The organism is Actinoplanes awajinensis subsp. mycoplanecinus, assembly GCF_001509495.1.
GTDB lineage: Bacteria > Actinomycetota > Actinomycetes > Mycobacteriales > Micromonosporaceae > Actinoplanes > Actinoplanes palleronii.
The window spans coordinates 1-24198 of the sequence record NZ_LLZH01000003.1 but is presented as its reverse complement, the minus strand read 5'-3'; the positions used below and the strand labels follow the sequence as shown (position 1 = coordinate 24198).

21 protein-coding genes are annotated in these 24198 nt (G+C 71.5%); 17 read left to right on the top strand and 4 right to left on the bottom strand.

The window, feature by feature from the left end; all coding sequences use genetic code 11:
• The first annotated feature begins 1 nt into the window (after nucleotide 1).
• From ADL15_RS01925 to ADL15_RS01895, 7 genes are all read left to right on the top strand, one after another.
• A complete protein-coding gene (locus ADL15_RS01925) occupies nucleotides 2–1708 on the top strand; it encodes an ABC transporter substrate-binding protein (protein WP_083970821.1) in 1707 nt (568 codons plus the stop codon).
• Nucleotides 1709–1719: 11 nt separating this feature from the next.
• Nucleotides 1720–2709 carry an ABC transporter permease gene (locus ADL15_RS01920; RefSeq protein ID WP_067684542.1) on the top strand — a complete coding sequence of 330 codons (990 nt, stop codon included), beginning with the start codon at nucleotides 1720–1722 and terminating at the stop codon, nucleotides 2707–2709.
• 10 nt (nucleotides 2710–2719) lie between these two features.
• Complete coding sequence (locus ADL15_RS01915; RefSeq protein ID WP_067684540.1) at nucleotides 2720–3670, top strand: ABC transporter permease; 951 nt, start codon at nucleotides 2720–2722, stop codon at nucleotides 3668–3670.
• The gene (locus ADL15_RS01910; RefSeq protein WP_067684538.1) at nucleotides 3667–4545 is read left to right on the top strand and encodes an ABC transporter ATP-binding protein; all 879 of its coding nucleotides are present in this window, start codon (nucleotides 3667–3669) and stop codon (nucleotides 4543–4545) included. The genes ADL15_RS01915 and ADL15_RS01910 overlap by 4 nt, the downstream gene beginning before the upstream one ends.
• Nucleotides 4542–5351 carry an ABC transporter ATP-binding protein gene (locus tag ADL15_RS01905; RefSeq protein WP_067684536.1) on the top strand — a complete coding sequence of 270 codons (810 nt, stop codon included), beginning with the start codon at nucleotides 4542–4544 and terminating at the stop codon, nucleotides 5349–5351. Before ADL15_RS01910 ends, ADL15_RS01905 begins: the two co-directional genes overlap by 4 nt.
• 88 nt (nucleotides 5352–5439) lie before the next feature.
• Nucleotides 5440–5682, top strand: a complete 243-nt coding sequence (locus tag ADL15_RS01900; protein WP_157441101.1) for a hypothetical protein — start codon at nucleotides 5440–5442, stop codon at nucleotides 5680–5682.
• A 30-nt stretch (nucleotides 5683–5712) separates the two neighbouring features.
• Complete coding sequence (locus tag ADL15_RS01895; RefSeq protein ID WP_067684532.1) at nucleotides 5713–6981, top strand: alpha/beta fold hydrolase; 1269 nt, start codon at nucleotides 5713–5715, stop codon at nucleotides 6979–6981.
• 411 nt (nucleotides 6982–7392) lie between these two features.
• Here the strand turns inward: ADL15_RS01895 and ADL15_RS01885 are convergent, their stop codons facing one another.
• Nucleotides 7393–8046: a hypothetical protein gene (locus ADL15_RS01885; RefSeq protein WP_198170467.1), complete on the bottom strand. Its 654-nt coding sequence runs from the start codon at nucleotides 8044–8046 to the stop codon at nucleotides 7393–7395.
• Between the two features lie 138 nt (nucleotides 8047–8184).
• Here ADL15_RS01885 and ADL15_RS01880 point away from each other — a divergent pair, with 138 nt between their 5' ends.
• Complete coding sequence (locus ADL15_RS01880) at nucleotides 8185–8397, top strand: DUF3072 domain-containing protein (RefSeq protein ID WP_067684528.1); 213 nt, start codon at nucleotides 8185–8187, stop codon at nucleotides 8395–8397.
• A 714-nt stretch (nucleotides 8398–9111) separates the two neighbouring features.
• Here ADL15_RS01880 and ADL15_RS01875 read toward each other — a convergent pair.
• Together ADL15_RS01875 and ADL15_RS01870 are read right to left on the bottom strand one after the other, a co-directional pair.
• Nucleotides 9112–10587 (bottom strand): ROK family transcriptional regulator, encoded by a 1476-nt coding sequence (locus ADL15_RS01875; protein WP_067684526.1) that lies wholly within the window; start codon nucleotides 10585–10587, stop codon nucleotides 9112–9114.
• Nucleotides 10584–12935 carry an alpha-galactosidase gene (locus ADL15_RS01870; RefSeq protein ID WP_067684524.1) on the bottom strand — a complete coding sequence of 784 codons (2352 nt, stop codon included), beginning with the start codon at nucleotides 12933–12935 and terminating at the stop codon, nucleotides 10584–10586. The genes ADL15_RS01875 and ADL15_RS01870 overlap by 4 nt, the downstream gene beginning before the upstream one ends.
• Before the next feature lie 96 nt (nucleotides 12936–13031).
• On the opposite strand from ADL15_RS01870, the gene ADL15_RS01865 reads away from it, so the two are divergent.
• The 6 genes from ADL15_RS01865 (at nucleotide 13032) to ADL15_RS01840 (ending at nucleotide 18937) form a co-directional block, all read left to right on the top strand.
• Entirely contained in the window at nucleotides 13032–15491 is a 2460-nt protein-coding gene (locus ADL15_RS01865) for a glycoside hydrolase family 2 protein (protein ID WP_067684522.1), read from the top strand.
• Between the two features lie 5 nt (nucleotides 15492–15496).
• Nucleotides 15497–16336: a LacI family DNA-binding transcriptional regulator gene (locus tag ADL15_RS01860; protein ID WP_067684520.1), complete on the top strand. Its 840-nt coding sequence runs from the start codon at nucleotides 15497–15499 to the stop codon at nucleotides 16334–16336.
• A 234-nt stretch (nucleotides 16337–16570) separates the two neighbouring features.
• A complete protein-coding gene (locus ADL15_RS01855; RefSeq protein WP_157441100.1) occupies nucleotides 16571–16846 on the top strand; it encodes a hypothetical protein in 276 nt (91 codons plus the stop codon).
• 15 nt (nucleotides 16847–16861) lie between these two features.
• A complete protein-coding gene (locus ADL15_RS01850) occupies nucleotides 16862–17482 on the top strand; it encodes a hypothetical protein (RefSeq protein ID WP_157441099.1) in 621 nt (206 codons plus the stop codon).
• A 138-nt stretch (nucleotides 17483–17620) separates the two neighbouring features.
• Nucleotides 17621–18112, top strand: a complete 492-nt coding sequence (locus tag ADL15_RS01845) for a hypothetical protein (RefSeq protein ID WP_067684514.1) — start codon at nucleotides 17621–17623, stop codon at nucleotides 18110–18112.
• A gap of 252 nt (nucleotides 18113–18364) precedes the next feature.
• Complete coding sequence (locus tag ADL15_RS01840; RefSeq protein WP_067684512.1) at nucleotides 18365–18937, top strand: histidine phosphatase family protein; 573 nt, start codon at nucleotides 18365–18367, stop codon at nucleotides 18935–18937.
• A 75-nt stretch (nucleotides 18938–19012) separates the two neighbouring features.
• Here the strand turns inward: ADL15_RS01840 and ADL15_RS01835 are convergent, their stop codons facing one another.
• Nucleotides 19013–21388 carry a beta-glucosidase family protein gene (locus tag ADL15_RS01835; RefSeq protein ID WP_067684510.1) on the bottom strand — a complete coding sequence of 792 codons (2376 nt, stop codon included), beginning with the start codon at nucleotides 21386–21388 and terminating at the stop codon, nucleotides 19013–19015.
• A gap of 39 nt (nucleotides 21389–21427) precedes the next feature.
• Between ADL15_RS01835 and ADL15_RS01830 the strand changes: the two genes are divergently transcribed.
• From ADL15_RS01830 to ADL15_RS01820, 3 genes are all read left to right on the top strand, one after another.
• Entirely contained in the window at nucleotides 21428–22408 is a 981-nt protein-coding gene (locus tag ADL15_RS01830) for a LacI family DNA-binding transcriptional regulator (RefSeq protein WP_067684508.1), read from the top strand.
• Between the two features lie 52 nt (nucleotides 22409–22460).
• Nucleotides 22461–22817, top strand: coding sequence for a hypothetical protein (locus ADL15_RS01825; RefSeq protein WP_067684505.1), 357 nt, complete (start codon nucleotides 22461–22463; stop codon nucleotides 22815–22817).
• A 131-nt stretch (nucleotides 22818–22948) separates the two neighbouring features.
• Complete coding sequence (locus ADL15_RS01820; RefSeq protein ID WP_067684568.1) at nucleotides 22949–23380, top strand: hypothetical protein; 432 nt, start codon at nucleotides 22949–22951, stop codon at nucleotides 23378–23380.
• The last annotated feature ends 818 nt before the right edge of the window (nucleotides 23381–24198 follow it).

Genomic DNA, 24198 nt, shown 5'->3' with positions numbered 1-24198 from the left:
CATGTGGGACATCCTTACCCGCCGGGGCCGTCGCCCCCGCGTCGTGGTGGCCGCGGCCGCCGCATTGACCCTGGTCGTCGCCGGCTGCTCCGGTGACGGCGGTTCCAAGGCGAACGGTGGCGACAAGGCCGCGAACAGCTCCATCACGATCTTCAACGGTTCCACCGGCACCATCGTGGAGCAGTGGAATCCGTTCATCCCGAACTTCCTGCAGCCCACCAACGGCCTGATCTACGAGCCGCTCTACTACTACAACTTCGCCTCCACCGCCGACCCGCAGCCGCTGCTGGCCACCGCGTACGCGTGGGACGCGGCCGGCAAGGTCCTGACCATCACCACCCGGGACGGGGTGACGTGGTCGGACGGGCAGCCGTTCAGCGCCAAGGACGTGGCGTACACGTTCGAGCTGATCCGTAAGACGCCGGCGATCAACGCGACCGGCCTCAAGCTGGTCTCGTCGGTGGCCAAGGACGACAAGACCGCCGTGCTGACGTTCGAGAAGCCGTCGTTCACCGACGAGGCCTCGGTCATCGGCAACACCCCGATCGTCGCCCAGCACGTCTGGGAGAAGATCACCGACCCGACCAAGTCGATCAACCCGAACCCGGTCGGCACCGGGCCGTACAAGCTGAAGACGTTCTCCGCGCAGAGCTACGTGATGGAGAAGAACGCGACCTACTGGCAGCAGGGCAAACCGAAGATCCAGAACGTCCGGTACATCGCGCTGGCCACCGCGGACGCCGCGAGCGCCGCGCTCACCGCCGGCCAGGTGGACTGGATGAGCAGCTTCCTGCCCGGCCTGGACCAGCTGATCAAGAACCAGAAGAACCTGACCTACGTGAACACCCCGGCGCTGACCACGTCGATCTTCACCTGTGCCAGCGCCGACCTGGGCTGCAAGGGGCCGCAGACCGACACCGCGGTCCGTCAGGCGATCTACTGGGCGCTCAACCGGGACCAGCTGAACAAGCTGGCCGGTGGCGGCTTCGCCGAGACCGCGTCGCCGACCATGCTGCTGCCCGAGCGGGACAAGGCCTGGATCGCCGACCCGGCGAACCTGACCACCCCGGGCGGCCCGGACGTCGCGAAGGCGAACCAGCTGCTGGACGCGGCCGGCTGGGCCAAGGGCGGTGACGGGATCCGCGCCAAGGGCGGCGAGAAGCTGTCGCTGACCATCCAGACGGTGACCGGCTGGAGCGACTACATCTCGCTGAACGACGCGATGACCCAGCAGCTCAAGGAGATCGGCATCGAGCTCAAGCCGACCCAGGTGGCCTGGCAGGAGTGGAACAACAACCAGGTGCAGGGCAAGTTCCAGCTGTCGCTGGACTCGATCGGCCTCGGTGCGTCGACGAACCCGTATTCCACGTACCTGAAGTACTCCTCGACCACCACGGCGAAGGTCGGCGAGGCGGCCGGGCTCAGCGGCAACTACGCGCGGTACAAGAACGCCAAGGTGGACGCGGCGGTCGCGGTCGCGGCCGGTACGAACGACGAGACGGTCCAGAAGCAGCAGTACACGATCATCCAGCAGGAGATCGTCAAGGACCTGCCGTACATCCCGATCTACGTGAACTCGATGCTCACCGAGTTCAGCACCGCCAACGCCACCGGCTGGCCGACCAACGAGAACAAGTACGCGCTGCCGGCCACCTGGAAACAGTGGGACAACGGCATCGTGCTGAGCACCATCGAACCGGCGAAGTAGGGCCGCCGGCCGTGCGATACCTGCTCCGCAAGCTCGGGTTCTACCTGGTCGCCCTCTGGGCGGCGCTGACGGTGAACTTCTTCGTCCCGCGCCTGATGCCCGGCGACCCGGTCGAGATCCTGCTCTCGAAGCTGGGTCAGCACGGCCCGGTCTCCCCGGAGATGCGGGCCTCGACCGAGGCCCTGCTCGGCACCAGCAGTGGCGAGCCGCTCTGGTCCCAGTACCTCGACTACCTGGGCCGGCTGGCCCACGGTGACCTGGGCACCTCGGTGGTCTTCTTCCCGGCGTCGGTCAGCTCGATCATCGAGCAGACCCTGCCGTGGACGATCGGCCTGGTCGGCCTCGCCACGGTCATCTCGTTTCTGGTCGGCGTGGGTCTCGGCACCCTCGCCGGCTGGAAGCGGGGCTCCTGGCTGGACAGCCTCATCCCGGTCACCACGATGTTCCAGTCCGTGCCGTACTTCTGGCTGGCGCTGATCCTGCTCTTCACGCTCGGCAGCGTGTGGCCGGTGTTCCCGCTCAACGGCGGGTACGACGTCTACAACGTCACCGTCGGCTGGAACGGCCCATTCCTCGGCTCGGTGCTCTACTACGGCGCGCTGCCCGCGCTGACCATCGTGCTGTCCAGCGTCGGTGGCTGGATGCTCGGCATGCGCAACATGATGGTGTCCACCCTCTCCGAGGACTACATGCTCACCGCGGAGGCGAAGGGCCTGCGCCCCGGCCGGATCATGCGGGGGTACGCGGCCCGCAACGCGATCCTGCCGTCGGTCTCCGGGTTCGCCATCTCGCTCGGGTTCGTGGTGGCCGGCTCGATCGTCACCGAGGCGGTGTTCTCCTACCCGGGCATCGGCTCGGCGCTGCTGCAGTCGGTGGGCGGCAACGACTACGCCCTGATGCAGGGCATCTTCCTGGTCATCACGCTGTCCGTGCTCGGTGCGAACCTGCTCGTCGACCTGCTGTACTCGGTCATCGACCCACGCACCCGAGCCCGGGCCTGAGGGGGCAGCCATGACCATGACCACCGAACTGGCCTCGGTCGCCGAGGCAGGCAAGACCACGAGGGTACGAAGGATCCGGCTCTCCAACACCAAGCTGGCGACCGGACTGCTCATCGGCGGGGCGATCGTGCTCTTCGGACTGATCGGCCCGTTCGTCACCCAGGACCCCCGGCTGGTCAACGACATCGGGCTGAGCGCGCCGAGCGCCGACCACTGGCTCGGCACCACACAGACCGGTCAGGACGTCCTCGCCCAGCTCGCGTACGGGACCCGCGGCTCGCTGACCGTCGGCGCCGTGGTCGGCGTGCTGACCCTGCTGCTGTCCGGCTTCTTCGGCGTGGTCGGTGCGTACGCCGGCGGCTGGGTCGACGAGCTGTTCTCGCTGTTCACCAACATCATGCTGGTCATTCCGGGGCTGCCGCTGGTGATCGTGATCTCCAGCTACGTGCCGGACAAGAGCATCTGGCTGGTCTCCATCGTCCTGGCGATCACCAGCTGGGCGGCGTCCGCGCTGGTGCTCCGCGGCTACACGCTCAGCCTGCGCAACCGCGACTACGTGCTGGCCTCCCGGGTGGCCGGCGAGAAACGCTGGCGGATCCTGACCGTGGAGATCCTGCCCAACCTGATCCCGCTGCTCGCCTCGCAGGTGGTGTTCGCGGTGATCTTCGCGATCCTCGGCGAGGCCGGGCTGTCCTATCTCGGTCTCGGCGCGAGCGGCTCGTTCACCTGGGGGACCATCCTGTACTACGCGCAGAACGGCCTGGCCCTGCGGCTCGGCGCGTGGTGGTGGTTCGTGCCGCCGGGGCTGATGCTGGCCCTGTTCGGCGCGGCGCTCTCGCTGATCAACTTCTCGATCGACGAGATCATCAACCCCAAGCTGCGCAACCAGACGAGGTCGGCGCGCAAGGGCTGGCGGATGTCCCGCGAGCAGCTCAGCAAGGCGAAGGAGGCCACGCTGTGAACCCGCCGGTGCTGAGCATCGAGAACTTCAGCGTGGACTATCTGGTGGACCCGGTCGTGCACGCGGTCACGAACGTGAACCTCCGACTCCACCGGGGCGAGGTTCTTGGTCTGGCGGGAGAGAGCGGTTGCGGCAAGAGCACTTTGGCGTACGGGATAGTCCGCCTGCTCAAGCCGCCCGCCGTGATCACGAGCGGTCGCGCCGTCTTCCACTCGCGCGAAGGCCACGAGATCGACTGGAACGAGCTGCACGCCGAGGACCTGCGCGCCAACCGCTGGGAGAAGATCTCGATGGTCTTCCAGGGTGCGATGAACTCGCTCAACCCGGTGATCTCGATCCGCGACCAGTTCGAGGACGTGTTCACCACCCACCGGCCGGAGATGGGCAAGAAGGAGCGGCGGCAGCGCTGCGGTGACCTGCTGGAACGGGTGGGGGTCGACCGCAAGCGGCTCGGCTCCTACCCGCACGAGCTCTCCGGCGGCATGCGGCAGCGCGTCATGATCGCGATGGCGATGGCCCTGGAGCCGCAGGTCATGATCATGGACGAGCCGACCACCGCGCTCGACGTGGTGGTGCAGCGGGAGATCCTCCGGGAGATCACCCGGCTGCGCGACGAGCTCGGCTTCGCGGTCATCTTCATCACCCACGACCTGCCGCTGCTGCTGGAGATCAGCGACCGGATCGCGGTGATGCGCAGCGGCGAGATCGTCGAGCTGGGCGGCGCGGCCGAGCTCTACACCAACCCGAAGCACGAGTACACCAAGCAGCTGCTGGCGTCGTTCCCGAGCCTGACCGGCGACCGCGGCTCGTTCGTCCGCGGCGCCATGGACGACCGGCTGCTCGCCCTGGACGCGGTCGAGGTGGAGGCGTCGTGACCACGCTGGAAGTGCGCGACCTGCGCAAGGAGTACCGGCTTCGGGACGGCTGGCGGACCGGCACGCTGCGCGCCGTCGACGACGTCAGCTTCACGCTGGACCACGGCAAGACCGTCGCGCTGGTCGGGCAGAGCGGCAGCGGCAAGTCCACGGTGGCCAAGCTGCTGTTGCAGCTGGAGCGGCCGACGAGCGGGGAGATCCGCCTGGACGGCGAGCCGGTGGCCCGGCGCGGTGCGGGGCTGGCGGCTTACCGCCGTACCGTGCAAATGGTTTTTCAAGATCCTTTTGCGTCGCTGAATCCCTATCACACGATCGGTCACCACCTGGCCCGCCCGATCCGGTTGCACCATCCGCGGATGACCACCGCCGAGGTGCAGAAGAGGGTGCATGAGCTGCTGGAACGGGTCCGGCTCACGCCCGCCGGCAACGTCGCGAAGCGGCGCCCGCACGAGCTCTCCGGCGGTCAGCGGCAGCGCGTCGCGATCGCCCGCGCGCTGGCCCCGGAGCCCGGCGTGCTGATCGCCGACGAGCCGGTGTCGATGCTGGACGTCTCGATCCGGCTCGGTGTGCTCAACCTGCTCGCCACCCTGCAGCGCGAGGAGGACCTGGGCGTCCTCTACATCACCCACGACCTGGCCACCGCCAGGCACTTCTCCGACGAGATCCTGGTGATGTACCGCGGCGCGATCGTCGAACGCGGCCCGGCCGACGACGTGATCCTCAACCCGCAGCACGAGTACACCAAGACCCTGGCCGAGGCCGCACCGAACCCCGAACGGAGGATCGGCGAACTGCGCTCCCGGTGACCACTGGACTCGCCGGGCTACCGTTGACGCCAACGTTCCGGCTGGTGGGGAGAGGTCCGTGGGGTTCTTCAAGCGAATGGTTCTCACGATGGTCGCGTCGAAACTGGAGCGCCGGGCGCACCACAGCCACAACCCGGTGGTGCACAGCATGCTCCGTTCGGTGCACCACAAGCTCGGCCGGCACGGCGGCTATCCGTACGGCGGTTACCCGCCGGCCGGCTACCCGCCGCCGGGCTATCCGCAGTACGGCCCGCAGTACCACGCCGGGCCGGCGCACCACGGGCACTACCGCCACCACGGTCACTACCGGCACCACGGGCACTACCGCTGAGGGTTGGAGTCCGTTTACTACCGTGGCCCCGTGATCGCTCACCCGGGACTGCGTTTCACCGACCACACCGTGCCCGTGCCGCTGGACCACCGGCGGCCCCGGGGCGCGGCCATCGAGGTGTTCGCCCGGGAGGTGGTCGCCGCCGACCGGGCCGGTGACGACCTGCCCTGGCTGCTGTACCTGCAGGGCGGGCCGGGCGGGAAGTCGCCGCGGCCACTCGGCGCGGACGGCTGGCTCGGGCACGCGGTGCGCACCCACCGGGTGCTGCTGCTCGACCAGCGCGGGACGGGGCGGAGCACGCCGCTGACCGGTCGTACCGTCAAGGGTTTTGATGACGCGGACCTGGCGGCGTACCTGAAGCTCTTCCGGGCCGACAGCATCGTGGCCGACGCGGAGATCCTGCGGGCGACGGTGGCCGGCGGCGCCCGCTGGGACACCCTCGGGCAGAGCTACGGCGGATTCCTCACCCTCACCTACCTGTCGGTCGCCCCGGAGGCGCTGCGCACCTGCTACATCACCGGCGGGCTGCCCGGCCTGACCGCGCACGCCGACGACGTGTACGCCCTCACCTACCCGAAGGTCGCGGCCCGCAACGCGGAGTTCTACCGGACCTTCCCGGACGCCGCCGCCGCGGTCCGCCGGATCGCCGACCATCTGACCGACAACGACGTGCGACTGCCGGACGGCGACCGGCTCACCGTCGACCGGTTCCGCCTGCTCGGGATGCTCTTCGGGCTCAGCACCGGGTACGCCCAGCTGCACTGGATCCTCGACGAGGCCTGGCACGGCGCGGAACTCTCCGACCTGTTCCTGGCCGAGGTGTGGCGGCAGACCGCGTTCACCGATGTGCCGTTCGCCGCGCTGCAGGAGTGCACGTTCGGTCAGGGCGGCCCGCCGACGGCCTGGGCCGCGGACCGCGCCCGGCACGACCACCCGGAGTTCGACGCCGGCGCCGACCCGCTGCTGTTCACCGGCGAGATGATGTACCCCTGGATGTTCCGGGAGATCGCCGCGCTGCGACCGTTCGCCGGCGCCGCCGAGCTGCTGGCCGCCACCGGCGACTGGCCGCCGCTCTACGACCGGGACCGGCTGGCGGACAACCGGGTGCCGGTCTTCGCCGCGGTCTACCCCGACGACGTCTACGTGCCGGCCGAGTTGTCGCTCTGGACCGCCGCCGAGGTCGGCAATCTGCCGGCCTGGGTGGCCGATGGGTACCAGCACGACGCGCTCCGCACGGACGGCCCGGCTGTCCTCGGCCATCTGATGGGGATGGCGGCCCGCTCAGGTTCGCTCCGGTGACGCCGATGGGGCCGGCCATGGGTCAGATGCCCCCGATGACGAAGCCCCGGCGTGCCCACGGTGTGTGGGCGGCGCTCGTCACGGTGGCGCTGGCGGCTGCGGCGGGCGGGGCGTTCGCCGCGCTGGAGGAGCGGCCGCAAGGGCCGTCGGCGCCGCGTTCACCGGCGGGGTATGAGATTCCACGCCGGGTGGAGCCGACGGAGATCCCGATGCCGACGGCCAGGCCGCGACGCTTCCCGGCCGTGCCGGTCGTGGGGTCGCTCCCACCGTCCAGCCGGGTCGCCGGTCTCCTGACGCGTCTTTAGAGCGGTCGTTTCCGGCGGGTGCTGCTTCCTGTGGTGTCGTTCCTTCCTTGGGCCCGGCCACGGGTTGATCTTTCACTTTCCCGGCTGGGTGTTGATCTTCCGTCGGTCAGCGGCAGGTGATCGTGGGGTTCAGGGTGGCGAGTTCGCCGTCCGGGTTGCGCTCGTAGAGCCACACGTGCAGGTCGTAGTGGACCGGCATCGGCGGGGCACCGGCCGGGACCGCGTGGCCGGTCATCGGGCCGTTGAACGGGTGACCGAAAAGGTTCGGCCGGTCGCGGTCGGTGCGCAGTTCACCGTCGGCGTCGGCGCGGAAGTACTCGACGCCGGTCAGCCGGACCGTGCCGTGCGGGCCGGGCAGGTAGAGCAGGATCTCCGGCTTCTCCGGGTCGATCCGCGAGTCGGCGGAGCGCTGCGGGTGCGCGTAGTGCAGGCCCATGCCCGGCACGCAGTCCTCGGTGGGCAGGTAGCCGGCCTCGATCGCCTGCCGCACGTCACGGAACCGGCGGGTGGCGTCCAGCAGCTTGGAGCGTTGCGCGTCGGTCAGGTGCTGCGGGCGGGGCCGGAGGTCGGCGGCACCGGTCGAGGCCTGTGCTGCAGCCACTGTCTGCGCCGCTGCCGCGGCCTGGGCTGGAGTTGCTGGCCGGGTTGCTTTCACGGCCTGGGCGGCTGTCGCGCCGGCCGTGAGCAGGTAGGTCGCCGCGAGTGCTGCTGCTGCCGTCGCTGTCACCGCGGCGGAGGGCCGGGCCTGGGAAACCGTCATCTGCCCAGCCTGATGCCACCGGTTGCCGCCACGACGGCGAGACGGCTGCCGTCACCGCATGGAGTGACGGGAGGGTGTGACGGCCGGATCGGTGGGTAGTAGCACGGGCGTTCGAAGACCGGATCGGAAGGATGCGACATGACCGACGCGCAGAACACCACCACGGGTGACAACCGGGTGAAGGATCCGGCGGACTGGACCACCGGCGACGAGCCGGCGACCGGTGCGCAGGAGTCCTACCTGAACACCCTCGCCACCGAGGCGCACGAGGAGGTCCCGGACGGCCTGACCAAGGCCGAGGCGTCCCAGCAGATCGACGAACTCCAGGAGAAGACCGGCCGCGGCCGGTAGTGATCACCCCGGCGGGCCGGCTCCCCTGCGGGCCGGCTCCCCGGCCGGCCCGCGCGGTCGCCCCGGCCGGCCCGCGCGGTCGGGCAGCGTCCCCGCAGCCGATCCGGCTCCCGGCTCACGTTCGCCGCGACCGCGCCATGGTCCCCGCCGGGTAACAGTGGTCCGAGATCAAGATGGGCACCGGCCGGCTGCGGGAGCCATCACACCGAACCCATAACGGCCGCCGCTGCCAGCCGCGCACATCGAGCTGGCCCTGGCGGCCGTTATGGCGGGCTCATAAGGGCTGCTGTGGCCAGCTGGGTGTGTCGGGCTGGCCCTGGCGGCCGTTGTGGCGGGTTCATATGGGCCGCTGTGGCCAGCTGGGTGTGTCGGGCTGGTCCTGGTGGCCGTTGTGGTGGGTTGATAAGGGCTGCTGTGGCCAGCTGGGTGTGTTGGGCTGGTTCTGGTGGCCGTTATGGCGGTGCGCGATGAGCGTGCGAGACCAGCGAGGCCGCTCAGGTGTGCCGCCACTGCCCTGAGCCGCGATACCTCGTGCGGGCGGCCGGGCGTGGTGGTTCGCGGGGTCTTTAGCGACGACACCTGCTCTTCGGGCGGGGCTGGCGAGCGGGTGTGGTGGTCTTGTCGGCCTTTTGGCGACTACCGGTGCTCTCCGGGTGGGGTTGGCGGGTGTTCAGTGATGGCAGCGGAAACGCGCTGGCCGACGCGGGCGGGGCGTCAGGCGCGGAGGTGGGACTGCAGGACCAGGGCGGCGGCGCCGGTCGCGGAGGCGGTTGCGGCGGCCAGCGAAACCGTGACGGTGACGTCGCGGTGCCAGGTGCGGGAGTCGGCGGGAGCTAGCCGGCGGGTGATCGCCGGGCCGTAGATGGCCGATGCGGCGGCGAAGCCCGGGCCGGTGAGGACGACCAGGTCGATGTCGAGCAGGTTGACCATCGACTCGGTGGCGGCCGCTACGTAGCGGGCCGAGGATTCCAGCAGGGCGCGGCAGTGCGGGGCGCCGGCCCGGGCGGCGCGGGCGACCGCGCCGAAGTCGGCGGCTACGCTGCGGATCGGCTGGGCGGGGTCGAGGCCGGCCTCGGCGGCGGCGACCCGGTCACCACGGGCGGCGGTCACCACGGTGCGCGGACCGGCCAGTACCTCGAGGCAGCCGCGGCTGCCGCACCAGCACTCCGGGCCGAAGACCTCCAGGCAGAGGTGCCCGAACTCGCCGGCGCTGGCGTGGCTGCCGCGCATCGCCCGGCCTTCGATCACGATGCCGGCGCCGATGCCGCCGCCCATGTAGAGCGCCGCGAACGCGCGGTCCGGGCCGACCCGGGCCACCCAGTATTCGCCGACGGCGGCGGCGGTCGCGTCGTTCTCCACCAGGACCGGCCAGCCGGTCGTCTCGGAGAGCCGGCGGCCGAGTTCGTCGCCGTGCCAGCCGCGCAGGTGGGGGAGCAGGTCGTCGGCCGGGGTGCCGCCGCTGTGCGGCCCGGGCCAGACGATGCCGACGCCGAGACAGCGCGCCGGGTCGACACCGGACCCGGCCAGCAGCACGTCGATGTCGGCGGAGAGAGCGCTGAGCACCGCGTCCTGAGCATCGCCCGGCAAGACGTCGCCGTTCGAGGAAGCGTCGCCGGGCAAGGCGCCGCTGCCCGAAAGAGCACTGCTCGGCGAGGCGTCGCCGCCGGAGGAAGTGCTGCCCGGCAAGGAGGAGCTGGCTGAGGAAGAGGCGGCGAAGGAATCGGCGCCGGAAGCAGCGGCGCCGGAAGCAGCGGCGCCGGGAACGGCGGCGGCGGGCGCGGCGGGACCGGGCGTGGCGGATCGGGAGGTGGCGAGGAGGGCGGCGCCGAGGGGGGTCGGCCGGGCCAGGCGGGAGATGACGCCGCCGGTCTGGCCGGTGAGCACATACGTCGTCGCGTCCTCGTCCAGGTGGACGCCGACCGCGAGCCGGGCGGCCGGGTCGAGGCGCAGCAGGGTGCGGGGTTTGCCGCCGGTCGGGGTGCGCCCGGTCTCCACGACCAGGCCCTCCTCGATCAGGCGGCGGACCGTCATCGACACGGCGGCCTCGGTCAGGCCGGTGATCTTGGCCAGCTCGACCCGGCTCAGCTCCTCGGCGGCGCGGATCGCGTCGAGGATGCTCTCCCGGGCGCCGGGGCGACGACCCCGGCCGGGCCGGCTCGCCGGCGCGGGCGCGCCGACTGCTTCTCTCACGCTTCCTCCACCGCTGTGCCGCCCACGATCGATTCTGCCGTGCCACGCACGAGCGCATCCTCCACCGCTGTGCCGCGCGCAGGCGACTTCGTCGCTGTGCCGGGCGCGGGCGGCTCCGTCGTGCCTCGAGCGGGCGATTCTGCTGTGACGCGCACGGGCACGTTGTCCTCCTGCACCGCTGTCACGCGTACGAGAAGGACGCGATCGGGAAAGAGCACCGGGAGCCGGAGTCCGGCGGTGCCGAGCGTGCGGCCGTTCAGGCGTACCCCCTGGGGCGTGCACCAGGGTAACGCAGCGCCCCAGGCAGCGGCGTTGCCGTCGGCCACGTCGCCCGGGGGCTGTGGCCGCACGTGGTAGGTCCGGTCCGGGTCGAGGCCCGGCAGGGCGGCCGTGCCCGGCGGGTACGAAGCGCTGGTGCCCGTGGCGATCAGCGCGAAGAGCGCGTCCGAGCCGTCCGCGGCGACCACCCCGGTCACCTCGAACGCCGGGTCGGCCAGGTCGGCGTGCACCAGCGTGCCGGTGTGCAGCAGCCCGCGCAGCTCCTTGTAGAGCGCCACCCAGGCGGCGAGTGACACCAGCGACGACTCGTCGGCACCGGTCAGGTCCCACTCGACGCCCAGGTGGCCCCAGATCGCGGTGCCGGCCCGCATGCTCAGCGGCAGCTCACGGTGCGTGGTGTGGCACAGCGGCGCGCCGATGTGCGAGCCGATCAGCTCGAGCGGGACGAGCAGGCTGGTCCAGCGCTGGATCGCGACCCGTTCGTGCGCGTCGATGCAGTCGGACGCCCAGACCCGGTCGGTGCGCTCCAGGATGGCCAGGTCGACCCGGCCGCCGCCCGACGAGCAGGACTCGATCTCCACGCCGGGGTGCCGGGCGCGCAGCTCGTCCAGGAGCCGGTAGACCGCGTGGGTCTGGTCGTGCACGCCGGCCCGCCCGGTGCCCGGGTGACCGGCTTCGACCAGGTCGCGGTTGTGGTCCCACTTCAGGTAGGCGATGTCGTGTTCGGTCAGCAGCGTGCCGAGGCGGTCCAGGATGTAGGCGTAGGCGCGCGGGTTGGCCAGGTCGAGGACCTGCTGGCTCCGGGCGGTCCGGGGGAGCCGCGTCCCGGTCGCCATGATCCAATCGGGGTGTTCGCGGGCCAGATCGGAGTCCGGATTGATCATCTCGGGTTCGACCCAGAGGCCGAACTCCATGCCCAGGTCCCGGACCACGGTGATCAGCGGGCCGAGGCCGTCCGGCCAGACGTCCGGCGAGACGGTCCAGTCGCCGAGGCCGGAGGTGTCGTCGCGGCGGGAGCCGAACCAGCCGTCGTCCAGCACGAAACGTTCCGCGCCGATCGCGGCTGCCGCGCGGGCCAGATCGGTCAGCTTGGTCAGGTCGTGGTCGAAGTAGACGGCCTCCCAGGTGTTCACCACGACCGGGCGCGGCTTCGCCGGGTGGTGCGGCCGGGCGCGCAGGTAGCGGTGGAACCGGGCCGCGACGCCGTCCAGGCCCTCGGCGCTGTGCACCGCGTACACCCAAGGGGTCTGATAGGTCTGACCTTGCGCCAGACCGACCTCGCCGGGCAGCAGCAACTCGCCGCCGGCGAGCGCGGACCAGCCGTGGTAGGTGCGTTCGGCGATCGAGCGGGCGCCGCCGGAGAAGGCGGTGTGCAGCGCCCAGATCTCGCCGCGGCGGTGGGCGAAATCGGACGTGCCGGCGCAGAGCAGGTAGGCCGCGTCGTAGCCGGTGCGGCCGGTGCGGTTCTCCCGGACGCGCAGGCCGTGCGTGAACGCGGTCCGCTGCGGGTGGCGTTCGCGCAGGTGGTGGCCGGTGAAGTCGAGCAGCTCGGTGGTGCGTTCGGGGACCGGGAGGAAGATCGTCAGGTGTTCCAGCCAGTAGGTGCCGGGCGCGGTGCTGGTCAGCGCGCCGCGGGCGCGCAGAACCCCGCTGGGATGCAGCTCGAGATCGATGCTCAGGTCGAGGCAGGCGATGGGATCGGTCGCGGTGATCCGGACGGTGTCGGCGCTGCGGCCCACTTCCGGTCCGCCCTTTTCCGGTACGCCATGAGCCGCCACGTTCTGTTCAATCGCGGTCACCTCGAACGCCGTCGCCCACGCCTGGCCGTCCCGGTGACCGGCCAGCCCCGGCGTGCCGAGCCAGCCGGACGACTGCTCCGGAACCAGCGACGGCCGGACCGTGCCGTCCACCGAGAAGCCGATCGGCTGCGGGGCCACGGCCACCAGCAGGTCGTCGAGGGTGCCGTCGAGCGCGGCACCCCAGTGCGCCACCGTGGGCAGGCCCGGGCCCCGGCAGTCCAGGACCAGGCTCACCCCGGCCGCGCTCAGGTGCAGCAGATCCGGCCCCATCGGTGACTCCCTACCAGCGTTGACGGACTTCGTTCAGTTGCTTAAGAATGTTAGCCGCCCGGTCTGTGGCGGCACTACGACAGGAGCCCACTTCCGATGATCAGAACCGACCTCCACGCGGGCTGGACCGTACGTGCCGCCGGCGGGCCGGTGCCCGAGGACATCGCCGCCGAGCTGGTGCCGGCGACGGTGCCCGGCACGGTGCACACCGACCTGCTCGACGCCGAGCTGATCCCGGACCCGTACCTGGGCGAGAACGAGGCGGCGCTGGTCTGGTTCCACCGGGCGGCCTGGCTCTACCAGACCGCGGTCACCGCGGAACCGGCCGCGGCGGACGAGCGGGTGGACCTGGTCTTCGACGGGCTGGACACGGTCGCCACCGTCACCCTGGGCGACGAGGAGCTGGGCCGGACCGCGAACATGCACCGCGGGTACCGCTTCGACGTGCGCGAGCGGCTGACCGGCGGGGCGATCCCGCTGTCGGTGCGGTTCGACTCCGCGCTGGAGTACGCCGAGGAGCTGCAGAAGGTGGTCGGTGAACGACCGCGGCCCTACCCGCACCCCTTCAACGCCGTACGAAAAATGGCGTGTTCTTTCGGGTGGGACTGGGGCCCGGACCTGCAGACGGCCGGGATCTGGAAGCCGGTGCGGCTGGAGCGGTGGCGGGTGGCGCGGCTGGCGTCGGTCCGTCCCCTCGCGACGCTGGACGCGGACGGGCGGACCGGCCGCCTGATCGTCCACGTCGACGTGGAGCGTTCCGGGCTCGGCTCCGCGGGTGAATTGTCGGTCGAGGTGGTCGTCGCGGGCCGGACCGCTCACCTCACCATCGCTGCGGGCGACATTTCGGGAATGACGGAAATCTCGGTTCCGGAGGCGCCGGTCTGGTGGCCCATCGGGTACGGCGAGCAGCCCCTGGCCGACGTCAGCGTCGTGCTTCTCGACGAGGGTGTCGAGCTGGATGCCTTTACCGCCCGGGTCGGGTTCCGGACGATCACGCTGGACGAGACGCCGGACGAGATCGGCAGCGCGTTCACCCTGATCGTCAACGGACAGCCGATCTTCGTCCGCGGGCTCAACTGGATCCCCGAGGACCACCTGCTCACCCGGCTCGACCGGGACGCCTACGCGGCCGCGATCGAGCGCGCCACCGACGCCAACACCAACCTGCTGCGGATCTGGGGCGGCGGCATCTACGAGAGCGACGACTTCTACGACGTGTGCGACGAGCGCGGCGTGCTGGTCTGGCAGGACTTCCCGCTCGCGTGCGCGGCGTACTCGGAGGAGGAGCCGATCCGCTCGGAGATCCTCGCCGAGGCCAGGGAGAACGTCACCCGGCTCACCCCGCACCCGTCGCTCGCGCTGTGGAACGGCGGCAACGAGAACATCTGGGGCCACGAGGACTGGGACTGGAAGCCCGCGCTGAACGGGGCGAGCTGGGGCGCGAAGTACTACTACGAGGACTTCCCGGCGCTGCTCGCCGAGCTGGACCCGACCCGGCCGTACCACCCGGGCAGCCCGTCCAGCCCCGGACACGACCCGGAGGAGGTGCACCCCAACGACGACCGGTACGGCACCCGGCACGAGTGGGAGGCGTGGAACCGGGAGGACTACACGTACCACGCGAACTTCCTGCCCCGGTTCTGCTCCGAGTTCGGCTGGCAGGCACCGCCGACCTGGTCGACGCTGCGGGAGTCGATCGCGCAGGAGGACTTCGACCAGGAGTCGCCGGCGTTCCTGCTGCACCAGAAGGCGGCCGGGGGCAACGACAAGCTGAACGTGGGAGTGGCGCGGCATCTGCCGGTGCCGGTGGACTTCGAGGACTGGCACTGGGCGACGCAGCTGAACCAGGCGCGGGCCACGTCGTACGCGATCGGGCACCTGCGCGGTCACGCGCCGCGCACCATGGGCAGCATCCTCTGGCAGCTCAACGACTGCTGGCCGGTCACCTCGTGGGCGGTGGTCGACGGCGCCGGGCGGCGCAAACCCGCGTGGTACGCGCTGCGCCGCTCCTACGCGCCCCGGCTGCTGTCGTTCCGCGACGCGGCGCTGGTCGCGGTCAACGACACGTCGTCGCCGTGGCGGGGGACGGCCCGGGTACGGCGGGTGGGCTTCGACGGGCTGCTGCTCGACTCGGACGTCGTGGCGGTCGAGGTCCCGGCGTTCTCGGTCGGCGTGATCACCCTGGCGGATCACCTGGTCACGGCCGGGGACCCGGCCCGGGAGGTGCTGGTCGCGGACATCGACGGGCTGCGGGCCACCCACCTGTTCGCCGAGGACTTCGACCTGGCGTACGACCCGGGCGCGGTGTCGGCGAGCGTCGAGCCGGCCGAGGGCGGATACTCCATCACCGTGACCGCCACCTCGTTCGCCCGGGACGTCACCCTGCTGACCGACAAGGTCGACCCGGACTCGCTCGTCGACGACATGCTCGTCGACCTGCTGGCGGGGGAGAGCCACACGTTCCACGTGCGCAGCGGGTGGACGCTTCCGGAGGCGTTCCTCGATCCGTACGTGGTCCGCTCGGCGAACGTGCTGGCCGTACCGGCCGAGGGCTGATCACGGTGGCCGGCGGGCTGATCGGGCTGGTGCTCACCGGCAGCGCCGACCGGATCGGGGTGGAGCCGTTCTTCATGGAGCTGATCGCGGGCATGGAGGAGGCACTCGCCCCGGCCGGTGCGACGGTGCTGCTGCTCGTCGTGCCGGACCTGGCCGCCGAACTGGCCACGTACCGCCGGTGGGCCGGCGATCGCACCGTTGCCGCCGTGGTGGTGGTCAACCTGGTCCACGACGACGTCCGCCCGGCCCACGTGGCCGGGCTGGGCCTGCCCGCCGTGCTGGCCGGCCGGCACCCCGGGCCGTTCGCGAAGGTGATCACCGACGACGCCGGGGCGATGACCACCGCGATCGAGACGCTGAGCGCGCTCGGCCACCGGGTGGTCGGCCGGGTCAGCGGCCCGGCCGAGCTGGTGCACACCGCGGAACGGACCACGGCGATCCGCGCGGCGGCCGCCCGGTGCGGTGTCGCGGTGACGATCGTCGAGGGGGACTACAGCGCCGGCGGCGGGGTGCGGGGCCTGCGCGCGCTGCTGGCGTCCGAGCCCCGGCCGACCGCGATCGTCTTCGACAACGACGTGATGGCGGTCGCCGCCGAGCAGGAGCTGAGCCGGTCCGGTATCGCCGTGCCCGGCCAGGTCAGCCTGCTGGCCTGTGACGACTCCCCGCTGTGCGAGCTGGCCGTGCCACCGCTGTCGGCACTGAGCACCGACGTGCACGAGCACGGGCTCATCCTGGGCCGCGCGGTCCTCGATCTGGTCCGCGGCGAACCGGGCCGCGATCACCGCGGCCCGGCGGTCAGTATCCGGCAACGGGAGAGCACCGGTGCGGCCCCGCTGACGGTTTGACCGTTTTGCTGACCCGTGCGCACCGGTCGGCTCCGGTGCTCGGTAAGGCTTATTAATTAGACGTCGGTCGATTCCTGCTTTCGCATTATCTGCAGGTATTCCCATAGCGCCGTTCCCTGTAAAAGTGGCGTTTCCGCAGCTCGCTGCGCTGCTGTCGGAAGATAGCCGCTTTTTTATTGCGCAATGCTCAGGGAAGATGTCCCTCACGAGGGCGTCGGTACGGGGGTACCAGTGATGATGATTCTGCTCGTCGCGTTGATCGGTGCGGTGGTCGCGCTCGGGATGGCCTTCTGGCCGTGGCCCGGGCGGGGTCCTGAGCCACGGCACGCCGCCGGCCGGGTTCCACCACCGGTGCCGGCGCCACTGCCGGCCAGCCTGGAGGGTGCGCTCGCCGCCCAGTTGCTGTCCGGCGACATCACCGGCCGGCAGTACGTCCGCGCGCTGGAGCGGATAGCCGCCCGGGACGAGCGACGTCACCCCATGTCGGTCCCGCGCGACTACCGTCCGTGAGTACAGTGACGCCTCGTGAGCTGTGCTACCTGTGGTGCTGGGCTGGACGACGCCGGGCAGGCGCACACCTGCCCGGTGGTGCCGTCCGCGGACTGGGAGCTCGCCGGGCGACGGGTGATCCGTTTCGCCGTGGCGTACGGGGCAGCGGCCGCCGCGGTCATTCCGCTGTTCGTCCAGGCGACCCGGGGGCCGTTCCCCGGCGTCGCCATCCCGGCCCTGCTGCTGATCGTGAACCTGGCGATCAGCGCGGTGCTGCTCGGCGGGCTGCTCGGCCTGCTGATCTGCGTGATCGTCTGGGTGGTGCAGACCGTGCGGCTGTCGCGCTCGTACGGTTCGCCGGCCGCCGGCCACCTCGGGTACTGGGGGATCGGGCTGTTCGTGGTCCTGTTCGCCACGGCGTATCTCCGGCCCGCCGGGGTGACCGCGTCGGCCGCGCTGCTTGTGCAGTCGGCCGAGCGGCTGATCGCGGTGGTCGCGCTGATCGCGGGGGTGGCGCACACCCGCCGTTGGATCGGGCGCCGGTCGCCGGCGCCGGCCGCAGTCCACCCGTCCAGCCGACCGGCCGCCGGGGACTGGGACGCGTCCGTCTGGGATCCCGAGGTCCAGCACGAGATCAGCCGCCGTCGACGGTCCTGACCCGGCGGATTGTCCGCTTCCGGAAACGGTGTCACCTTTCGCCCACAGCCCGTCCCGTGCTTCATGATCATCGATTCCCTGAGTGATGTATAAAGCTCATTGCCTGGTGGGTGTCGATGACTGCGGAGGGGGATAGCCATGCTCGTGACTGTGCTGGGCGCTGGTGCGATCGCCGCGGTGGCCTTCGGGCTCTGGTCCCGCCGCCACCCGATCCCGGCCACCCCGGCAGGCCCGGCCACCGGCCCCGGCCCGCTCTCCACCGTCCTGCTCCCGACCCCGCCGACCCCGCCGCTGCCGGCTCGGACGCCGCTTTCCTCGGCACCGCTGATCCCGCCGGCCGCGGTCCCGCCGGCCGCCGATCTCGCTGCTACTGAGCCGCCGGCGGCGCGGGCCACCCCGGCGGAGTCGCCAGTCGAGTCGCCGGCGCCGGGCTTCCCGGCGCCCGCCGACCTTCCGCGCGCCGAACGCCACCCCCGGACGATCCCTCCGGTCCCCCGAGCCGGCAGCACCGAGGGCCTCCTGATCATCCAACTGCTCCGCGGCGAACTGACCCGCCCCCAGTACCACAAGGCCATGGCCACCCTCGCCGCCCGCGAAGAAGCCCGCCACCCCATGCCCCTGCCCGAATAACCCGTGCTTCGGCTGGTGCCCAGGGGTGCCTCGAAGCCGGTGAGACACCCCTGAGGACCAGCCGAGGGCCTGGGGGCGCGCTGCGGTCCGGGGTGGCGCGGTGTCGCGGTGGCCTCATGGGCGGGACGTGGCTCGTAGCCTACGGACGGGCGCCCGGTATTCGTACCGGAGAAGGGTTGAGCGGAGGGGAACCGCCTGCCGTGCGCCGGGGCGGGGGATACTCCGAGCGAGTTCGAGCCGAGGGGGCGTCAGATGGCGGAGATCGTGTTGGTTCGGCACGGGCAGACGGAGTGGAGTGCCAACGGGCGGCACACGTCGTACACGGATCTGGAGTTGACCGGCGAGGGTGAGGCGCAGGCGCGCCGGGCCGGGGAGCGGCTCGGGGCGCGGACGTTCGCGGCGGTGCTGTCGAGTCCGCGCAAGCGGGCGCTGCGGACCGCGGAACTGGCCGGGTTGAAGGTCACCGAGGTGACCGAGGATCTGGCCGAATGGGATTACGGGGTGTACGAGGGGATCACCACCTCGGAGATCCGGGAGACCCGGCCGGACTGGACGCTGTGGGCCGACGGCTGCCCGAGCGGTGAGTCGCCGGAGCAGATCGGCGAGCGCCTCGACCGGGTGCTGGCCCGGGCGCGGGAGCTGCTCAGCGGTGGTGACGTGGCGCTGGTCGGGCACGGGCACAGCCTGCGGGTGACCGGCGCGCGCTGGGTCGGGCTGCCGCCGAGCGCGGGTGGCCTGCTGAAACTCGACACCGCGACGGTGTCGGTGCTGGGCTTCGAGCACGAGGTGGACCCGGTCATCACGACCTGGAACGCCCCCTGCTGAGGATCAGCTGACGTTCATCGGACGGGCGGCCCGCCTGAAGCAGGACGGTTGCTTCAGGCGGGCCGGCCCGTCCGGTCACAGGGTGGCTCTGATGTCGCCCAGACCGCGAGCGATCAGCAATTGTCCACCGGAGGCACGCTCCCATTCACCGGACGTGGTGTTCCACACACGCCACATCCGCGAATCGGTGTGCACGGTGACCCGCGCCGACTCGCCGGGCTTGACCTTCACGGCGGTCCAGCCGGCCAGGCGGATCGGCTGCGCGGCGTCGTCCGGCCGCAGGTAGACCTGCACCACCTCGCGACTGGCCCGGCTGCCGGTGTTGGTCACGGTCACCATCACCTCGGGCTGGTCACTTCCGGTCAGACGAGCGTCGGAGTAGTCCCACGACGCATAACCCAGACCGTGGCCGAACCAGAAAACCGGCTCGGGGGCGCGGCCCGCGTAATGGCCGCGGTAACCGATGAAAGGACCTTCTTCGTACGGCAGTCTGCCGTCCACCGGAGTCACCGACCAGGCCGGCGACCCGCCGTCCGCGGCCGGGAACGTGCTGACCAGCCGTCCGGCCGGCTCGATGTCGCCGAGCAGGGCCGCCGCCACCGCGTGCCCGCCCTCCTGGCCCGGCAGCCCGGCCCAGAGCACCGCGTCGACCCGGTCCCGCCACGGCATCAGCACCGGGGTTGCCGCGTTGACCACCACGATCGTCCGGCGGGCCGCGCCGGCCACCGCCTCGACCAGGGCGTCCTGCGCACCGGGCAGGGCGAGGGTGGTCTTGTCGACCGACTCGGTCTCCTGCTCCTCGGTCAGCCCGACCACCACCACTGCCACGTCGGCGCCGGACGCCGCCCGGACCGCGTCGTCGAGCACGTCCACCGTCGACCGGGGCGCGACGTGACCGAGCAGGCCGAACAGGCCCTTGTTCGCGAACGTACCCTCGCTGAGAAGCTCGACCCGCGCGGTCAGGATGTCGCCCTCGGCCGCGACGAAGCGGTCGACGCGCAGCGGCGGCGCGAGCACGGCCTCGCCGAAACCGTTCCCGGTCAGGTCGAGCCGGTATCGCAGGCTCTCCTCGCCGGCCTCGACCAGCCAGCGGCCGGCGCCGAGCACACCCAGCTCGACCTCGCCGCCGACGCTGACCCGGCCACGCAGCACCGCGGTGGTGACCACGCCGGCGAAGTCGTCGTCCATCCCGACCATGGTGGAGGACTGCGCGCAGAACCGGTCCTCGAGCTCGGTGCCGTCCGCGTCGAGCAGCTGGACGCGGATGCCGGGCCAGCCGGTGACCGGGTCGGTGAGGAAACCGCCGCGGGCCGGCACCGGGCGGGTCCGCACCTCGACGCCGTCGGTGACGGTCAGGTCCTTCGACGGCAACAGCGCGATCAGGCCGTCCGCGACGCTGGCCTGGTACGGCGGGTTGACCTGGGCCGAGCCGCCACCCATGTCGATGGTCTGCACCGCGTGCCGGCCGATCAGGGCGACCCGGGTGCCGCGGGCCAGGGGCAGGGCGGCGTTCTCGTTGCGCAGGACCGTCATCCCGCTCGCGGCGAGACGGGTGAGCTGTTCCTTGCGTACGTCACTGTCCGGCGCCGGCAGCCCGCCCGGGAACTCGCGGGGCTCCTCACCCAGCGCGCCGACCCGGTCGGCGAGCAGCAGCAGCCGGTTCACGTGATCGTCGATGACCGACTCGTCGACCTCGCCGTTCTTGACCGCCTCGACCAGCGCGTCGCCCCACGGGCCGCCCGGGCCGGGCATGACCAGGTCGAGCCCGCCGTTGGCCGCCGCCGCGGCGGTCCTGGTGGCGAACCAGTCCGACATGATCAGGCCGCGGTAGCCCCACTCGCCCTTGACGATCTCGTTGTTCACGTGATGCTGCTCGGTCGCCGCGGCGCCGTTGACGTCGTTGTAGGCGGCCATCATCGTCCAGGCGTCGGCCTCCTCGACGGCGATCTCGAACGGCAGCAGGTAGACCTCGCGGAGGGTGGCCTCGTCGACCACGCTGTCCACCGTGTTGCGGTCGGTCTCCGACTCGTTGGCGATCAGGTGCTTGAGGCAGGCGGCGACACCCTGGTCCTGCATGCCCCGCACATACGCCGCCGCGAGCTTGCCGGTGAGCAGCGGATCCTCCGAGTACGCCTCGAACAGGCGGCCGCCGAGCGGGCTGCGGTGCAGGTTGATGGTGGGCCCGAGGACGACGTGGATCTCCTGGGCCAGGGCCTCCTCGGCGAGGATCCGGCCGACCTCGTAGGCCGCGTCGGCGTCCCAGGCGGAGGCGAGCAGGGTCGCGTTCGGGAAGAGGGCGACGACCCGGCCGCCGCTGAACTTGAGCCCGCGGACCCCGGTCGGCCCGTCGGAGAGCCGGATCTCGTGCAGGCCGATCTGCTCCTGCGGGGCCAGCGTGAACATCGTCGCGCCGGTGAGCAGGGCGACCTTGGCAGCCAGGTCGAGTGTCATGACCCTCATACTGACACGTGTAAGTAGTAAAGTCACCCCATGCCTGAGCCCCGCCGGATCACCAGCGCCGACGTCGCCCGCCGGGCCGGGGTGTCCCGCGCCACCGTCAGCTACGTCCTCAACGCCACCCCTGGGCAGAGCATCTCCACGGCCACCCGCGACCGGGTGCTCGCCGCCGCCGCCGGTCTCGGCTACGCGCCGTCGGCCGCCGCCCGGACGTTGCGTACCGGTCGCTCCGACGTGGTCCTGTGCCTGCTCCCGGACTGGCCGATCGGCAACGAGGTCGGCAACCTGCTGGGCAACCTGTCCACCGCGCTGGCCCGCGAGGGGCTGACGTTCGTGGCGCACCCGGGTAGCCGTGAGGACCGGCCGATCGCTGAGATCTGGAAGGCGATCACCCCGGCCGCGGTGCTCTCCTTCACCGACTTCTCCGACCAGGAGCGGGAGGCGATGCTCGCGGCCGGGGTGGCGCTGGTGGTCGCGCTGCTGGGCCGGGCCGGCCGGGCGGGCCTTCACGGGCGGGAGCTGGAGGTGCCGCAGCAGTTGATCGGTCGCCGTCAGACAGAACATCTTTTGGGTACGGGGCACAGCCGGCTCGGCTACGCGTACCCGGACGATCCACGGCTGAAGATCTTTGCGGAGCCTCGGCTGGCAGGCTGCTCGGGTGATCCTGTTGTGCGGACGGTGCCGCTGGACGCCGCGCTCGCCGCCGCCGCCATCGAGGGGTGGCGGGCGGACGGGGTGACCGGGATCTGCGCGTACAACGACGAGGTGGCCCTCGCGGTGCTCGCCGGGGCGCGGCGGCTCGGGATCACCACGCCGGGCGGGCTGGCGGTGATCGGGGTGGACGACATTCCGGCGGCCCGGCTGGCCGTACCGTCGCTGACCACGGTGACCACCGACCAGCGCATGCTGGCGGCGCACCTGGCCACCACGGTGGTCGCCGCGGTCAGTGGCCGGCCGGCCCCGGTCCTCGCCACCGCCGACCTGATCCGGGTGGTGGTACGGGAGTCGGCGTGAGGCTCAACTCCCCGGGATCGCGACCGAAAAATGGGGCCATGGACGGTGTGTCATGACCCTGCAATCCTCGACGACTGACAGCTGGCAGCGCCTGCTCGACCCGGCCGTGGTCCAGTCGCAGGCCCGTGGACCGTTGCCGCCGCGCCCCGCGCTGTCCGGGTCGTATCGGGAACGCTCGTACCCGTCGGTCGCGGCCCGTCCGGCGGCCGGGAAACTGCCCGGTGTCGGGATGGTCGTTGTCATCACGGTGGCGTTCGGCGCGTTCGGCCTGATCCCGGCGACCCGGCGGGCCAATCGGGCCGGCGAGCTGGGCCGGTCCGGAGACAAGTACTGGCAGGCGTTCTGGGTCACCTTCGGGGTGACCTGGTTCGTGTTCGGGGTGCTGCCGCTGTTGATGATGATCGCCTGAGCGGCTCGTTCTCCTGCGGCTTGCCACCGGCCATGTCTGACAACGAACCCACAGGCATGGCACATGGCCCCTCAAGGTCCAGGGCGAATGGTGAAGGACATCACGAGGGACCAGCCGAGGGGATGACCACCATGATCGTCGAACTGAACCGCGAGGCCGCTACCACCACCTCCCGCGCCCCGGCGCCCGCCGCCGACCCGGTGGTCGCCGTTCTCGGCCACCAGAGCCGGGTCGCGGGGCTGCCACAGCACCTGCCGTCCGGCTGGACACTGCGCCACCTGACCGACGTGGACGACGCCCGGCCAGGTGAGTTGGTGCTGCTCAGCGGCGCCAAGGCCGACGACGTGCGCCGGGCCCGCGCGGTCCTGCCCCGGGCCACCCGGATCGTCGTGCTGATCGACGAGTGGGCGCCGGCCGAGCTGGTGGCCGGCGTGCTGACCGCCGGAGCCGACGTGTGCGTCCGCGGCGGCCACCCGGCCATCCTGGCCGGCCACCTGGTCGCCTGCCGCCGCCGCCAGCTGTCCGAACGCTGGGCCGCCCTCGACCTCGCCCACACCGCGTGACGGGCGTCCTCGAGCCCCCTCATCCAGCATCCTCACAGCCGTGCCCCCGCCCCCGGCGTCGCGGCATTCGGCACCGCCCCCGGCGTCGAGGGGCCCGGCCCGGGCCACGGTGTTGCGGAGGCCGGCCCGGGTCAGGGTGCCCCGGCTGGTCGTCAGGGGTGCCTCCCGGACCGGGAGGCACCCCTGACGACCAGCCGGGGTCGACCGGCGTGCCGCGCCTGGCGCTGATGTCCGGAAATAGGGGACATCAGGCTTGCGGGCAACGCCACTGATCAGGTAGGTCCTCGATGGCGTTCGTCCACCGTCAACCCTGTTCGCCGGGCGGGCGTCCCGGTGCGTGGGGTGAGCAGATGGCTGGGGCCGGTCGCCAGGCGGCACCGTCGGTGGGTTGCGGTTCGCCGCGCCTGTCGCTGCCCGTGGTCGTCCCGCAAGGTGAGCGGCGGTCCCGGTGGGCGGCATGATACGGACCGCTTGCTGCGGCGCCGAACTCGCGGCCCGGCGCCGAACTCGCGGCGCCTTGCGTTCCCGTGCGGTAGCAGCGCACCACCGCAACCCAGCTGGTGCTCACGGTCGTCTCGGGCTTGTTGAGGCGAGCGAGTTCGGCTGGTGCTCGCGGTCGTCTCGGGCTTGTTGAGGCAGCCGTGAGTGCCAGCCGAACACGTCCCCATGCCGCTCAGCCTCTTTTGATCTCGGTGGGGGTCCGCAGGCTTGGAGTGGTGCCCGATGTATGCGGGTGCAGGCGGTCGGCATCGAAGGGGCGGCAGGGGTCCGCGTTCGGCATCAGTGGGGGCGGCTGGGGTCCGCGGTCGGTGCTGGTG